Genomic DNA, 13,884 nt, shown 5'->3' with positions numbered 1-13,884 from the left:
TGCATCAAGCGCTACCTCGCCCGCCACATCTACCGCACACTCAACGCCTCAACAACAAGCGCGCCTTGACAGACATAGAAGAGTCTAGGGGACAGGGCTTGCTCTATTGACGGCTCAGTGGAGCAGGTGCTGTCCCCTACTTGGGAGGAATTACGACGCGCGGAGACTGGCTAAGTATTCAACCGGCGCCAGGGCGTCGGGCTGCTTCGTCTGACGCGTGATGCCGGGCGTCGAGCTGGCCAGCCGGTCGGCCGAGCGTCCCAGACACTGCAAGAGACTGGTCACCGAAACGCCCGCCTCCGACTTCTGGCGAAGCGCAGAGATGTACCGCCGCGCGGTGCATCCGCTGATGCCCGTTGCCATGACGTTTTCCGTTGGCGCGTGGTCCAAGGCAGGTACCAGTGCGATCCCCACCCCGGACCGGACCATGCCGCGCAGGGCATCATAGTTGTTGCTCCGCACCGTGATTCGCGGCTCGAAACCTCCGCTGGCGCACAAATGCCTGAGGCACGCGTCGCCGGAAGAGTCTTCCTTGGTGGATACCCAGTTTTCCCGGGCAAGGTCCTGGAGCGTGATCTGCTCGGCTCCGGCAAGCCTGTGCTTTTCGGGGAGCAGCAACAGGAGTTCCTCGGCCAGCAGCGGGACGGCGACCACGTTGGAAGGCCATTGCTGCGGGACCAGGTCGTAGTGGAAAGCCACGGCAACATCCAGCGCTGAATCCCTGACCATGGCCGCCAGGTCCGTGGGGCAGCCTTCCTCCAGTTCCACCGTGGAGGTGGGATGCCTGCGCAGGTATGACGCCAGTCCGGCGGGCAGGAGTCGTTGGCTCGCCGTGCTGAAGCTGCCCAGCCGCATGAGCCCGTAATTGCCTTTGCTGAAGCCCTTCATCTCGTCTTCGAGGGTGCTGAGGGCGTTGATGATGTCGCGCGCCCGGGTGGCCAGGAACTTTGCTGCCTCGGTGGGGCGGATGCTCTGGGCATCACGCTCCACGAGCGGAGCCTGCACAGCACGCTCAAGCGCGGCCACTTGCTGTGAAACGGCCGAGCCGGTGTAGCCGATTTCGCGGGCAGCGTCAGCGAAGGATCCTGTGCGAAGGACCACGGAGAGGGTGCGGAGATGGACTGGATTTAACATGGCGTTGCTATTTCCCCGTTGGTGGGGTGAGGAGTTGCTCCACGTCCACTGCTCCGCCAGCGGCTTCGAAGTCCAGTTGCGTCTGTTCGCGCAGCCGCTCGTCCGCCAAGTAGTCGGCAACCGTCAAAGCGAGGCCGATGGCACCGTCCACTACGGCTTGGTCTCCGGCGGGACTGATGGCGTGCTGCCCGAACTCCACCGTGTGCATGGGCGTTGTTTCCCGGGAGATGCTGATGGTCGGGTGGATGGAGGGGAGCCGCAGGCTCAGGTTACCCAGGTCCGTGGACCAGCCGCCGCCCACAAGCTGGGTCTCCAGGGTGATGGCTCGGCCGCGGGAAGACATGTGTCCGTGGTACCTGGCTGCAAGGGCGTGGTTGCTGCGCACGGGAAGATACGCCGGGAACGGATCCCAGGTTGTTTCGAGCCGCGTGCCCGTCATGAGTGCGGCGCCCTCCAGAACGTTCTGGACTCTCTGGGACAGATCCACCAAGCCGTCGGGGTCCAGCGAGCGGATTTCGACGACGGCGCTCGCCAGGTGGGGGACGACGTTCACCGCAGACCCGCCCTCGACGATCAGGCAGTGCAGCCGGTCCGTCGCCGGGATGTGCTGCCGAAGCGCCGCAATGCCTTGATAGGCGGCCACTACGGCGTCCAGGGCATTGCGGCCCATGTGCGGTGCCGACGAAGCATGGGCGGCTACCCCGTGGAAGGTGACATCAACATCGCGGACGGCCAGCGAGGCAAACGACGCTGCTTCGGATTCACCCGTGAAGGGATGCAGCATGACCACGGCGTCGATGTCGTCGAAGGCGCCGGCCCGTGCAAGCAGTTCCTTGCCATTGCCGTTTTCCTCTGCGGGGGTGCCGATAAGGACCACTGATCCACCGAGTTCCTCAATGTGAGCGGCCACGCCCAGGAATGCGCCGACCGCCGCTGCGCAGATGACGTTGTGGCCGCAACCGTGGCCCACTCCAGGGAGGGCGTCGTATTCGGCGAGCACTGCAACCTTTGGTGAGCCCGAACCCGCCTCTGCGCGCAGTGAGGTGCGCAGGCCGTAGCGGCCAACCTGAACTGGGAAACCCCGGTACCTGAGGAACTCAGCGGCGAAGGCAACGGAGAGTCGTTCTTCGAAACCCACCTCCGCAATGCCATGGATGCCGTGACTGAGTTCCCGGAGATCGGTGGTCAGGTCCTCGATGCTGCTGGTGATGCTACGGGCAACTGCTTCGGGTGCTCCGAGGATGCCGGTGAGAGTGAGGTTGGACGGGTGCTTTTCCACGGTATCCACGTGGCGTCCTTTCAAGAAGGGGGAAGTGAAGGAGGCCAGCGTTCGGACGTCGTCGTCCGCTCGTTGGCTCGTTATTTTACTTAAGATACATCTGGATATGTGTTAAGAACAGCTAATCATGCAAGAATGTTCCATGACCGAAAAACCACTCCCGGACGTGTCAAGGCTGCGCCTTCTCAACGAGGTTGCACGGCAAGGATCGCTGGCTGGAGCGGCCCGGGTCTTGGGCATCACATCCTCGGCCGTTTCGCAGCAAATCAGCATCCTGGAGAAGGAAACCGGAGTTCAGCTCCTGGACCGTTCGTCGCGCGGGGTAGGGCTGACCGGTGCGGGGGAAATCCTGGTGGAACATGCCCGGGCGGTGGTCCGGCTCCTCGAAGCCACCCGGGCCGAAATGGATCAACTCAGCGGCGAACTGGCGGGAAGGGTGCGGATCGGCTCCATCCCCTCCCTTGCCCGGAACGTTCTGCTGCCGGTCGCGGAAAAGCTGGAGGTGACCGCGCCCGACATCGAACTTACCGTCAACGTCGTCGAGCCCGTGGACAGTATTGAGCAATTGCTGAACGGCGCCCTGGATATCGCGATTGTCGATCTTTACGACAATGTCCCTGTTGCTTTCCCCGACTACCTGGTCACGCGTGAAGTCATGAATGAGCCCCTGGTCCTGGTCACGCCGCCGGACTATGTGGTGCCCCCGCGGCTGAAGCTGACCGATCTCAAGAATGCGGACTGGGTGCTGACTCCAGAGGCCGGGGCGTGCGGACAGGCCGTACGCTTCGCGTGCCGGAATGAGGGATTCGAGCCGAACAGCCGCTGGGTGGTGGATGATCTTCTTCTGCTGGTCGAGGCCATTTCCCGTGGCAGGGGAATTTCGCTGCTGCCTCCGCTGTCCGTGGACGACACCGTGGCACCCGTCGGGATCCATGCGTTCGACAAGCCGCGTATCCGGCGTCGGGTGCTCACGGTAACGCGGAGCAGCGATGCCCGCCGGCCCATCATCAAGGCTGTCTTGGACGAAGTCCACGGGCTATTGGGCGCCGCCGTTGCCTAAGGCGCGCGCCGCTAATGTCGTTCTCGGATATGACCTTGTGTCAGGGCTGGAACCCGGCCGCCCAGTCGTTGAGTTCCTCAACGGCGGCCGCAAGATCGATGTCCATGCCCAGCCTTCCGGCCAGCGTCGCGAACTCCGGACCCCAATTTTCATGGATGACAATTGCGGTAGGCCAAACCCTCGCCTGGACCCCATTCATGCTCCCGATCCGGGCTCTGGTGCGGAAGATGTCTTCGCACGCTTGCAGCAGGGGCTCGGTTCCCAGTCCTGGGTCAAAGACATTCCGTTTCAGCAGCAGGATGTCCAGTACGTCGCGTTCCCGTTCCTCGTGGCCGGGACCAGTGCAGGCGTGCAGCTTTTGGGCAACTTGGTACTCCGGTGAGATGGAGGCGAGTGTCACTGCGGGTGTGGGTATACCGAAGGGCTCAAGGCGAGGGGCGGGCACGCTGTCATTGGACGTGTCCATGGCACCTTCCAGGAAGGACACCTCAAGGACCACCTTGCGGAACAATTTCCTCGCGAAGAAAATCTGGATCTCATGTCGCCGGGGATTTGTTGCAGCGAGGGCAACTTCGATGTCTCCGGTTCGGGCCTTGAGGACGAATGTGAAGTCACCGAGTGGCCTGGCTAATGTTTCCCGCAAGAAGGAGTCAAAACGGTCGGCCTCCGCCGTGAAAAATGTGTCGACGTCCTGCGTGGCGCGGGCGGCCGGGTGCAGGGACCATTCCAGATAGGCTCCGCCTTTCAGCCTAAGGAAGGGCTTGCCACCACTGCCTTTTGGCCGTTGAAGGGCTGCCATGAGGACGCTTGCGGCAATGGTCCAGGTGGTTACTTGGTCCGGCTCGCCCGTCTCCGTGTTGCGAATTGCAGCCAACAGCGATGAGGCGGTCTTCGCGGGTTTGACCCTGGCTGGCAGATCTCCGTATTTCACCTGGCCTCCTCTCCAAGCTGGTATCGATGAATAAGGTCCTGCGCTTCGGACTCCTCTATGAGTTCCCTCCTGGTCGCCGTCCGGATAGCCTGTGAGGCCAACCCGCGGCGCATGCCCTCATCGAGCGCCCGGGCGACGGCCCGGTGAACGGGAAGCATCGGAAGTCCCTTGTGGAACTCGATGTCAAACTTTCCCTTGTGGAGGCAGTAGTGGTCCTTGCCTTTGCGGCGAATCCGTGTCCCGGGCGGCACGGCAACATGGATTTCACGTGGGTTAACGTCGCAGAGATCGAGGAGCAGCAATACGCTCTCTGAGTCCAATGCAGAATCCGTTCCGGCCCAAAGCAAAGCCAGTCGGTACTCGGTGGTCTCGTCCACCGGGATCTCGGGAAACCTGTAGATCCCGTGGAGCTCGTGCGTCAGGCGTCCGCGATGAGCCATGCGGGACAAGGCTTTCGGGTCCATGCCAACTGCGACGGCCGCATCTGTGTCCACGAACCCTCCGTGGTCCATTCCAATTTCCCGGAGCTGACTCACCTTTGTCATGCCAAAAGGTTACTATTTTTAGTCACCTTTTGGCAGATTGTGCTTCCTTCCTGCCGCTGAGCATGAGCCAGCCTTAATGCGCCGCTGCCTAAGGCGCGCGCCGCCGTCGTGCCTTAACCGGCACCCAAACCGCAGCCAAAGAAAGTCTTGCGGCAGCCCCAGCAAACCTCGTTCTGTTGCAGGGTTAAACCTTGATTTCCCGTTCCATGCTTGAAGTGATCAGTGACGATCACCACAAAGGAGAACGAAGAAATGACCACCCTCGAACGACGTTTCGCAGAGCTTCCCGGCCACTGGCAGGTGCCGGGCCACTTCAAGATCAACCACAGCCACGGCATCCGAGTGGGGGACATGATCTACGTCGGTGGCCAGGAAGACCTCGACGAACAAGGCAACGTCCGCAACCCCGGCGACATTGTGGCGCAGTGCAAGTCCGTCATGGAGTCGCTCAAGCGGGTCATCGAAGAACTGGGCGGCACCATGGGTGACGTGGTCCAGTTCAACACCTTCTACGCCGGCGAACTCAGCTACGAAGAATGGCAGCGCACGTACGACATCCGCTTCAGCTACTTCCCGGCCCCGGGCCCCACAGCCACGGGCATCCTGATCGGCGAAGAACTTAACCTCCCCGGCATCCGGGTTGAGGTCAACGCCGTCGCCATTGTCGGGAGCGCCGCCACCCGCGTGGAAGCGTTCGACGGCGGAACGCAGGCAGCGCTCGACGTTCCGCTCGCCGGGGTGGCCGGCAATGTCTGAGGTCAAGCCCCTGCTTGGCGTCATCCTCTGCGACCTCGACTCCTACCCCGTCGACTACGTGGAGTGCCTCACCCCGGATGCGCCCGGCATCAGCGACAATCCCGTGGGCTTCTTCGAGAACCCGGCCAGCTGGCAGGGCCTTCCCGTGGCCTATGCGGTGGCCAGAGGCGCCCGTGTTGAACCTCTGGTCAACGGCGAACCTGAAGCCGTCGAGGCCTTCTGGGCAGCGAGTGAAAAGCTCGCTCACTGCCCTTTGGTGATCACGGACTGCGGCTTCTTCTTCTACGCCCGCAAAGACATGCGCCAAACTGCCAACGTCATCACCAGCGGATTGGACCTCCTGCCCATCGCCTCGGTGTTGACCAGCAAGGACATTGGCGTCCTCACGGTTTCGGAATCGCTCGCCACCAAGCTTCTCGGCGATCACGTACTGTCCTCCCGGATCGTCATTGCGGGCATGGAGGGTGAGCCCGGTTGGGCCACCATGCTGACCAACGACCATGCCCTCGGCAACGGCTGGGACCAGCCACTGCTGAAAGAAGGCGTGGCGTCCGTAGTGAGGCGGGAGTTCGGGCCGGGCGGCCGCTTCGAGAACATTGGCGTGTTGGTGCTCGAATGCACACTTCTTCCCGAATTCCGCCGTGAGATCCGCAAGTACACCAGCGTGCCGATCCTGGACGTCGCCTCCTTCGCGCTCAACGCGCTCGGTGCAGGGTTCGACGCCGGTGCTGACGCCGCCGACGGGCCGGCCGCCGACGGGAATTCGGCCGCCGGCGCACACGCCGCGTCAGTCCAATGACACAAGCCAGGAACGAGTTAGCCATGCAAGAAGATCCCGCACAGGATCGGACCGCCATTTCGCTGGAATCGGTGGTCAAGCGATTCGGGAACCACACGGTAATCAACGATGTGTCCTTGTCTGTCCGCGAGGGGGAAGTGGTTGCGATTATCGGCCCCAGTGGTGCTGGCAAGAGCACTTTGCTCCGCTGCATCAACCTGCTGGAAGTCCCGGACAGCGGACGGATCACGGTTGAGGGCAACCAGGTGGACGCAGGAACCGAGATCAGCCACAAGGACCTGGTCCGTTTGCGCCGCCACGTGGGGATGGTGTTCCAGTCGTTCAACCTCTTCCCGCACATGACGGTCCTGCGGAACATCTCGCTCCCGCAGGAACGCGTGCTCGGCCGGACCCGGGCGGAGGCAGATGCCCGTTCCAGGAAGCTCCTGGAACGCGTGGGCCTGGCGGACAAAGCCAATCAGTACCCCAGCCGGTGCTCCGGCGGTCAACAGCAGCGCATCGCGATCGCCCGGGCACTGGCGTTGGACCCACAAGTGATGCTGTTCGATGAGCCCACGTCCGCGCTTGACCCCGAGGTTGGCCTGGAAGTCCTTGCTGTCATGAAGGAACTCGCGGCCGAAGGCATGACCATGGTGGTGGTTACCCATGAGATGCAGTTTGCGCGGGATGTCTCCGACCGGGTGGTGGTGATGGCGGAGGGCGCCATTCTTGAACAAGGCGACCCTGCCGACGTCTTCACCTCTCCCAGCATGGACCGCACACGCCGGTTCCTGCGTGCCGTATTGGAGCGCTGACATGGAACACCTCAGCGTGGTGGCACAAGGCGTCTCCATGACGCTTCTGCTGACGCTTTCATCGCTCTTGTTCGGCTCCATTGGCGGCATTCCACTGGTGTTGGCCCGGCGGTCGCGGTTTGTGCTGGTCCGCTTCATTGCGCGGTCCTTTATTGAGCTGCTGCGGGGCATTCCTCCGCTGGCGTGGTTGTTCATCATCTACTTCGGAGTGGGAAGCGGTGTGATCGAGCTCAGCTCGTTTGCGGCCGCGGTCATCGGTTTTGGGCTGGTCTCTTCCGCGTACATGGCCGAGATCTATCGGGGTGGTTTGACGGCCATCCACGACGGCCAGTGGGAAGCCAGCGATGCCTTGGGACTCTCACGGGCCGCGACCTTGGCCAGCATCATCGGCCCGCAGGTGCTCCGTGTCTCGATTCCGGCAGCGGCCACGTTTGCCATCGGCCTGCTGAAGGACTCATCTGTGGCTTCCGTCATCGGCGTGCAGGACACCATCTACTGGGCCGGTCACGAATCCACTGTCACGGGTGATGCCATCGTGCCGTTCCTGTGGGCGGCCGGCCTTTACGTGGCCATGACCATCCCCTGTGCCTGGGCAACGCGTTTGCTGGACAGCAAGCTCCGAAAGAGGGTTGCGCGATGACGTTCTTCAACGACTGGGTGGACTACTTCCCGGACCTTCTGGGTGGCCTTGGCGTCAGTCTCCAGCTGACTCTCGTGACGCTTCTGATAGGTTTGCCGGCCGGCCTGCTGTTGGCATTGGGGGCAGGTTCCAGGAACCGTGCTTTGAGGGCTGTTTCCATCGGCGTGATCGAAGTCGGACGTGGAACCCCGGCCCTGGTGGTCCTGCAACTGTTCTACTTCGGACTTCCCAGCGCTGGCATGACGCTGACCTCCTTCGTGGCGGCATCCTTGGCTTTGGCCTTCACCACCGCCGCCTACACGAGCGAAATCCTCCGTGGCGGTTTGCAGGCCGTGCCCTCTGGAGAGGTGGAAGCCGCCCACGCCTTGGGCATGGCGCGCCGGGACATCCTCCGATTTGTTGTGATTCCGCAAGGAGTCAGAATCGCCATCCCTCCGCTCATGGGATTCGCGATCATGGTGTTCCAGGCGACCTCCCTGGCCTACACCATTGCCATGCCGGAACTGATGAGCCAGGCCTACTCCATCGGCTCCATCACCTTCCGCTACCTGAGCATCCTTACCCTCGCGGGCTTGATGTACGCATTGATCACCATTCCTGCGAGTTCCCTCAGCAACTTCGTCGAGCATCGCCTGGCGCGTCACCGCTGACACGCCGGCACCCCCACCAAGAGGAACCCATCATGAAACTACGAGTCATCGCATCGGCCGTGGCTGCCCTGGCGTTGGCCGCAGGGCTCACCGGCTGCGGCGGCAACACCGAAGCCGCCGGATCCAAGACGTCCGCGGACTGCAAACCGGCAGCCCAGTTCGACACCATGAAGAAGGGCTCGCTGACGGTCGCCGTCTACGAAGCACCGCCCTACGTCACCTTCAAAGGCAATGAACTAGGGGGCGTCGACGGCGACATCCTCATGGGCTTTGCCGAGAAGCAGTGCCTCACCATCAACGCCGTGTCCGCCGCCGCGGCAGCCGTGATCCCCACCGTTCAGGGTGGCCGTGCCGACGTCGCCACGGGTGGTTGGTGGCGCTCCAAGGCCCGCGCCGAAATTCTGTCCTTGACGGAGCCGATCTACACCGACCAGATGGTACTGATCTCCAAGGACGGCCTCAATAAAGTGGCGGACCTGAAGGGCAAGAAGGTTGGCACCGTCAACGGGAACGTCTGGGTGGACGACGCCAAGAGCTACCTCGGGGGCGACCTTCAGTTGTACAAGGCTCCCGTGGACCTGTTCCAGGACCTGAAGTCGGGCCGGCTCGACGTCGGCATTGACGGCTTCGGTGAGGCCCACAACAACAGCAATGGCCTGAAAGTCGAGGTCCTGGAACCCGACAACGCGATCAAGGCTTCGCTTGAGCCGCCGCAGACCTGTTTCCCTGTGACGAAGGACAACGCCGGACTGCTCAAGGCCCTCAACGAGTACGTGGACGGACTGCGCAAGGACGGCACTCTGGAGAAGATCGTAGTGAAGAACGGCTTCCCGGCCTCCGCGATCAACACGGGCGGTGCCCGCTTGATCGGCTAACCCCACCCAAGTAGGGGACAGCACCTGCTCCACTGAGTGCTCAGTAGGACGTGTGCTGTCCCCCAGTTGTGCCGTAGACGCGGTTGGTTCGGTAGGGGATGCCCGTCACTATCGAATTCAGCTAGGACAAAGCGATATTCATCACAGCGGCAATGACTATGCCTACAAGTACCAGTGTTGGTATGCAAGCCTCGAGACGGAGCTTGAGCACTTTCGGGCCGGCGGCCGCCTGCATTTTCGCGACAGCCAAGTCAAACTCGGCTTCATCGAGAGGGCCGTTACTGCCTCCATCCGGTTCTAGAAGATCCATGGCACAAGTCTCCACCGTACGGATTTCTGGTAGCGCTGGTATTGTGCGGCGAATTCCCGTACCAGCAGATGCTCCTCGCCGTGGATTCTGGCAATCGTGAGGAGACACAACGGCAGCAAACAAACGGCGCCCCACCAATCGGCGGCAATGATCGCCATGCCCGCGAGTTGAGTAAGAATGCCGCTGTATCCAGGATGGCGAACTACTGCGTAGAGTCCGTCCTTCATAACCCCCGAATCTCCAGACTGATCCTGAGGCGTCAGAGTGTAGCGGTTGCCTAGTTGATACATTGCCACGATACGAAGAAGCAACCCCATAAACCCGAGCACGAGGCCAGCGACGAACGAGGGCGCGTCAGACCCCTGCGCACGTATACTTCCCAAGATTCCGGGGCCAATCAAGGCGAATCCGGTACCGAGAATCATGAGGAAATCCATGGATTTGGCCTGGGGTGTCGGGTTCACGTCCTTACGGTTTCCGAGACGGACCTCGGCCAAAACCATGGCCAGGCCCAGGGCCACCCAGCAGACAAAGCTAACGAGCCCCATTAACAAACCCTTTCAAGGCCGGAAGGCTCGTGAGAACCCCGGTGAGGAGCGGGATGGCAATGAAGACAATCGCCCCCGGCTTCATGTGAACGCCGAACTTTCCATTGAGACGAAATCCTTCCAGAATCGGAAGACCGAAGATTGTTTGCGCGAATACCTGATCTCCGGTCGCGTCCCGCGCATTCGCGGAAGCTGTAACGAACATGAACCCAATAACAGCCAAGCAAATGACGGTGATGAACGTCGTCAAGATAATGGAGGTTGTCATCCATCGTGGGCGTGCAGACTTCATGGCAATTCCTTAATTGTTTGGGTAGACATCGAGGTTCATGTGCGCCATCGACGTCGTTCGATGACAAAGCTCACAAGCACTGCGGCGGCGATGGCCGCAACAGCGAAGAAGACCGCAACATCCGGGAGTTGGTTGGTGACCAACTGACTGATGACGGACACTGCCAAGCTTGCAACTACCGCGTATAGCCACGTGGCCAGAATCTGACCTATAGGGTTCGTAGCGCTGACGACCACCGTGAAGTTCAACAGAACTGCCGTGGCAAGACATACGGCAGCACTGAGCGACACTTCCAGCCAGCGGTCTGCCGGGACCAAATCGGCCGCCCACAGGGCGGGGAGCCATGCCAAGAGGAAGACTCCCAAATTGAGCATGCATTGTGTCCCGAACCACGAAAGAAGTCTCAACCCGAGGACGGCCGCTGGTGGGAAGCGTGCCATGAAAACACCCCGCGTCACTCTGGCGGCCAATCCGGCCACGACAGTGACGACAATTACCACCGAGAACCCCAGAGGTTTCAGCGACGAAGGCGCAAAGCTCTTCCAACCGAAAATAAGCAGAACATTGATGACCAGGGTGGCGAGTGTTGTGGACAAAACGTTGGTGTCGCGCAAAGCGTAGATTGCTTCCGCAGCAAATTGACTCCGGTCCACAGGGGCGGTCCAAGTCAGTCGGAGGGATTTGTATGCGGAGTTTGTGGACTGGAGATTCACACCGGCGACATATGTCAAGATGCCGAGTGTCAAGAGTGCCAAGGATGTGAACAATCCCATTGGTTGAAGAGATGAGCCTTCCCAGACATCTTTTACCGTCGATGGGATCGTCAACAGCCGATGCCACAGTTCAAAGCTTCGAAAGGAGTCAACACTGGCTGCAATTACTGCTGCCGTTGACACGGCCCACAGTATGAAAGAAGACGGCATTCGGATGCTGTCCCATCGCTTTGAGCGCATGACTATCAGTGTGCAGCCATTGCAGAACAAACCAAGTCCCGTGCCGGCAATAATTGATACAGTCGAATAGCCCAGACCGTCGACGATTGAAAACCCGTTGGCAACCATTCCGACCCACATCGGTATCAGGACAAAGGTCTGACCGACGACGCCGAAGGCGCCCAGAGGCATAATCAAAAGCCACCGCACGTGCGATGGGCTGATTGGCATCGACTCTAATGAGCGGAGCATGGCACCGGTCTTATCCCGGGCCGCTTCGGTAGCCAGTACGATGAGGCCCGATGTTGCAAAGGCCGCGCAGACAGCGACTGCGACGTTGATCTCTTTCAAGGCGGAGGGATCATGGCCGTCCACGTAGGCTCTCCACGACAGCAAAGCGATTATTGCGGCCATGGTCATCAGGATGGCCACAAGCACGTAAGGCCGCAGCCCCGGGCAATTTGAGGTACCAGTGGCGCGGCGTACGTATATGCGGAATATAGGGTACAAAAGCGCGATCACGGTTCTAATCCTTGCCTTGCGCCGTTGAGCAATGCCGAGATGCCGGCCTCAAGGTCATGTTCGCTGCCGTAGACGTCAATCGGTGAATCCAGGAGCATTTGTCCTGCGTGAAGGAGTAAAACGCGGTTGGCGAGTCTGGTTGCAAGGTCAAGGTCATGGTTGGCGAGCAGCAGCGTCTTGCCCTGATCCCGAAGCCTGACCAAGACCGATTCAAGAGCGCGCGATGCTATGAAGTCGAGTCCGCTGAATGGCTCGTCCATGATGATTAATTCAGGATCGCCCAAGAGGGCTCCGATGATCTGAACCTTACGGGCTGTTCCCAAACTGAGCCCTGCAATCGGTGTTCTCGATTCGTAAGGAAAATCGAGCAAGGTCGAGTAGTGCTCAGCTTTATCCAGGAGGCCTTCTGCGCGAGACCTCGATGCCTTCTCAATTGCGATCCTGCAGTACTGCCAATACTCCTTAGCGGTAAATTCGGCCAGTAAATCGCGATGAGAATCGCTGACGTATCCAACATTTGCCAATGTAGTTGCGTCACGAACCGTTAGATCTGATCCACGAAAAATTACTGAACCCTTGGTCCTTCGCTGCAGACCGAGCACTGCCCGTATGAGAGAACTTTTGCCGGAACCGTTTGTTCCCATCAGAGCTGTTACCGACCCCGGGGTAAGGTCGGTATTGACAGGCCCAAGTCGAAAGTTCTTGTAGTCGACGCAAAGCTCTGTGATCGCCAAGCCTTCAGCCATTGGGTTCAGGCCGCCTTCCATTGCCGCCAAGTAGAGTACGCCAGAGTGTCCGCCCATCCTTAGTCAAAGGTGTTAGGCCCAGGAGTTGCAGAACTCCGATTAAGGCGAACGCTGCCGCAGACGACAGCCTGAGCTGATCCATTGCCGCCTGCGACCAAAGGACGTCTGGCGAACGAAGTATCAAGAGTTCGATCGCTGCTACGAAGCCCAATCCGGCCAGGGGACCCGCCGCGACGATCACGATCCGGTCCCGTGCCGGCATTGGGCCGAATGCAACTCCTGCTGCCCCGGACCTCACGTAGACGGATGTGGGGGTAACCCCTCGAATCCTTCCGAGCCAGAGATGTCCCAACTCATGAAAGTAGGCAGTGATAATGATCCCCAAGAAGAAGAGCGCAATCGACAGAGCCAATGCTCTTGCCCCTATCAGCCGAACAGAGTCCGGGCTGCCCGAGAATCCAAGCGCTGCGGCGACCACGACTGCAGCCACGCCAAGCCACATTGTGAGTTGGTGTGCTTCAACTACCGCTGGAACGAGCGAACGGGCGCTTGCTACATAACGGCGGTAGAGCGGCACGCGCCGTTGTCGGCCACGCACGCCAATCCTTCGCAGAGGGCTCGTCATAAGAATCGTCGCATCGAGCTCGAGCTCGGCGACAAAGCCTTGATGAACCGACACCAGACCAGCCCGGTTTAGATCGTCAATGAAGTCTCTGTAGGAATCGCGAACATCCTCGTTGTTCTTGCCTCCAGGAAGGGCCTCGATCAGTTCGTCGACGCCGACCGGCTTTGTGGCTGCCTTACAGACTTTGACGCCGAGGGAGTTGAGAGGGTATCTCCGGTCCTTATCGTCCCGGAGATACCCTTCTTCAACAGCGATCCCAGGGGCAAGGCTAAAGCACGCTCCCGAAATCAATTGAGACATGTCGGATCAACAGCCCGATCCCCAGTAGTTCTGCACGGCGTGCATACAGGCATCGAACGAACGTGCACTGCAGACAGAACAGATGTAGATGACGACAGCAAGCGCCATGCCAAGCACTGCCGCCACTAGGCCGGCCGCCGCCCACT

17 protein-coding genes are annotated in these 13,884 nt (G+C 60.5%); 7 read left to right on the top strand and 10 right to left on the bottom strand.

The window, feature by feature from the left end:
- Positions 1-150: 150 nt before the first annotated feature.
- Together ACIPV6_RS12925 and ACIPV6_RS12920 are read right to left on the bottom strand one after the other, a co-directional pair.
- Positions 151-1,134, bottom strand: coding sequence for a LysR substrate-binding domain-containing protein (locus tag ACIPV6_RS12925; protein ID WP_400271260.1), 984 nt, complete (start codon positions 1,132-1,134; stop codon positions 151-153).
- A 7-nt stretch (positions 1,135-1,141) separates the two neighbouring features.
- Complete coding sequence (locus tag ACIPV6_RS12920; protein ID WP_400271259.1) at positions 1,142-2,422, bottom strand: amidohydrolase; 1,281 nt, start codon at positions 2,420-2,422, stop codon at positions 1,142-1,144.
- A 133-nt stretch (positions 2,423-2,555) separates the two neighbouring features.
- On the opposite strand from ACIPV6_RS12920, the gene ACIPV6_RS12915 reads away from it, so the two are divergent.
- Positions 2,556-3,473, top strand: a complete 918-nt coding sequence (locus tag ACIPV6_RS12915) for a LysR family transcriptional regulator (RefSeq protein WP_400271258.1) — start codon at positions 2,556-2,558, stop codon at positions 3,471-3,473.
- Between the two features lie 40 nt (positions 3,474-3,513).
- On the opposite strand, the gene ACIPV6_RS12910 is transcribed toward ACIPV6_RS12915, so the two are convergent.
- Positions 3,514-4,404, bottom strand: coding sequence for a nucleotidyl transferase AbiEii/AbiGii toxin family protein (locus tag ACIPV6_RS12910; protein ID WP_400271257.1), 891 nt, complete (start codon positions 4,402-4,404; stop codon positions 3,514-3,516).
- Entirely contained in the window at positions 4,401-4,949 is a 549-nt protein-coding gene (locus ACIPV6_RS12905; RefSeq protein ID WP_400271256.1) for a type IV toxin-antitoxin system AbiEi family antitoxin domain-containing protein, read from the bottom strand. Before ACIPV6_RS12905 ends, ACIPV6_RS12910 begins: the two co-directional genes overlap by 4 nt.
- 252 nt (positions 4,950-5,201) lie before the next feature.
- On the opposite strand from ACIPV6_RS12905, the gene ACIPV6_RS12900 reads away from it, so the two are divergent.
- The 6 genes from ACIPV6_RS12900 to ACIPV6_RS12875 are packed head-to-tail and all read left to right on the top strand — an operon-like array spanning position 5,202 to position 9,463.
- Positions 5,202-5,705, top strand: a complete 504-nt coding sequence (locus ACIPV6_RS12900; RefSeq protein WP_400271255.1) for a RidA family protein — start codon at positions 5,202-5,204, stop codon at positions 5,703-5,705.
- Complete coding sequence (locus tag ACIPV6_RS12895) at positions 5,698-6,504, top strand: hypothetical protein (RefSeq protein ID WP_400271254.1); 807 nt, start codon at positions 5,698-5,700, stop codon at positions 6,502-6,504. Before ACIPV6_RS12900 ends, ACIPV6_RS12895 begins: the two co-directional genes overlap by 8 nt.
- Before the next feature lie 23 nt (positions 6,505-6,527).
- Complete coding sequence (locus ACIPV6_RS12890) at positions 6,528-7,298, top strand: amino acid ABC transporter ATP-binding protein (protein ID WP_400271253.1); 771 nt, start codon at positions 6,528-6,530, stop codon at positions 7,296-7,298.
- Between the two features lies 1 nt (position 7,299).
- The gene (locus ACIPV6_RS12885) at positions 7,300-7,938 is read left to right on the top strand and encodes an amino acid ABC transporter permease (RefSeq protein WP_397326243.1); all 639 of its coding nucleotides are present in this window, start codon (positions 7,300-7,302) and stop codon (positions 7,936-7,938) included.
- A complete protein-coding gene (locus ACIPV6_RS12880) occupies positions 7,935-8,588 on the top strand; it encodes an amino acid ABC transporter permease (protein ID WP_400271252.1) in 654 nt (217 codons plus the stop codon). The genes ACIPV6_RS12885 and ACIPV6_RS12880 overlap by 4 nt, the downstream gene beginning before the upstream one ends.
- 32 nt (positions 8,589-8,620) lie before the next feature.
- The gene (locus ACIPV6_RS12875) at positions 8,621-9,463 is read left to right on the top strand and encodes a substrate-binding periplasmic protein (protein WP_400271251.1); all 843 of its coding nucleotides are present in this window, start codon (positions 8,621-8,623) and stop codon (positions 9,461-9,463) included.
- A gap of 121 nt (positions 9,464-9,584) precedes the next feature.
- Here the strand turns inward: ACIPV6_RS12875 and ACIPV6_RS12870 are convergent, their stop codons facing one another.
- The 6 genes from ACIPV6_RS12870 to ACIPV6_RS12845 are packed head-to-tail and all read right to left on the bottom strand — an operon-like array spanning position 9,585 to position 13,738.
- Positions 9,585-9,773 carry a hypothetical protein gene (locus tag ACIPV6_RS12870; protein ID WP_400271250.1) on the bottom strand — a complete coding sequence of 63 codons (189 nt, stop codon included), beginning with the start codon at positions 9,771-9,773 and terminating at the stop codon, positions 9,585-9,587.
- The gene (locus tag ACIPV6_RS12865) at positions 9,761-10,321 is read right to left on the bottom strand and encodes a methyltransferase family protein (RefSeq protein ID WP_400271249.1); all 561 of its coding nucleotides are present in this window, start codon (positions 10,319-10,321) and stop codon (positions 9,761-9,763) included. The genes ACIPV6_RS12870 and ACIPV6_RS12865 overlap by 13 nt, the downstream gene beginning before the upstream one ends.
- The gene (locus tag ACIPV6_RS12860; RefSeq protein ID WP_400271248.1) at positions 10,308-10,613 is read right to left on the bottom strand and encodes a hypothetical protein; all 306 of its coding nucleotides are present in this window, start codon (positions 10,611-10,613) and stop codon (positions 10,308-10,310) included. Before ACIPV6_RS12860 ends, ACIPV6_RS12865 begins: the two co-directional genes overlap by 14 nt.
- A 35-nt stretch (positions 10,614-10,648) precedes the next feature.
- Positions 10,649-12,067: a hypothetical protein gene (locus tag ACIPV6_RS12855; RefSeq protein WP_400271247.1), complete on the bottom strand. Its 1,419-nt coding sequence runs from the start codon at positions 12,065-12,067 to the stop codon at positions 10,649-10,651.
- Positions 12,064-12,813: an ATP-binding cassette domain-containing protein gene (locus ACIPV6_RS12850; protein WP_400271246.1), complete on the bottom strand. Its 750-nt coding sequence runs from the start codon at positions 12,811-12,813 to the stop codon at positions 12,064-12,066. The genes ACIPV6_RS12855 and ACIPV6_RS12850 overlap by 4 nt, the downstream gene beginning before the upstream one ends.
- Positions 12,806-13,738 carry a hypothetical protein gene (locus ACIPV6_RS12845; protein WP_400271245.1) on the bottom strand — a complete coding sequence of 311 codons (933 nt, stop codon included), beginning with the start codon at positions 13,736-13,738 and terminating at the stop codon, positions 12,806-12,808. The genes ACIPV6_RS12850 and ACIPV6_RS12845 overlap by 8 nt, the downstream gene beginning before the upstream one ends.
- Positions 13,739-13,884 lie beyond the last annotated feature (146 nt).

It is taken from the genome of Paenarthrobacter sp. NPDC089988, assembly GCF_044748465.1.
Classification (GTDB): Bacteria; Actinomycetota; Actinomycetes; order Actinomycetales; family Micrococcaceae; genus Arthrobacter.
Note: the sequence above shows the minus strand (reverse complement) of the source record. Positions and strands in the feature narration are given on the sequence as shown.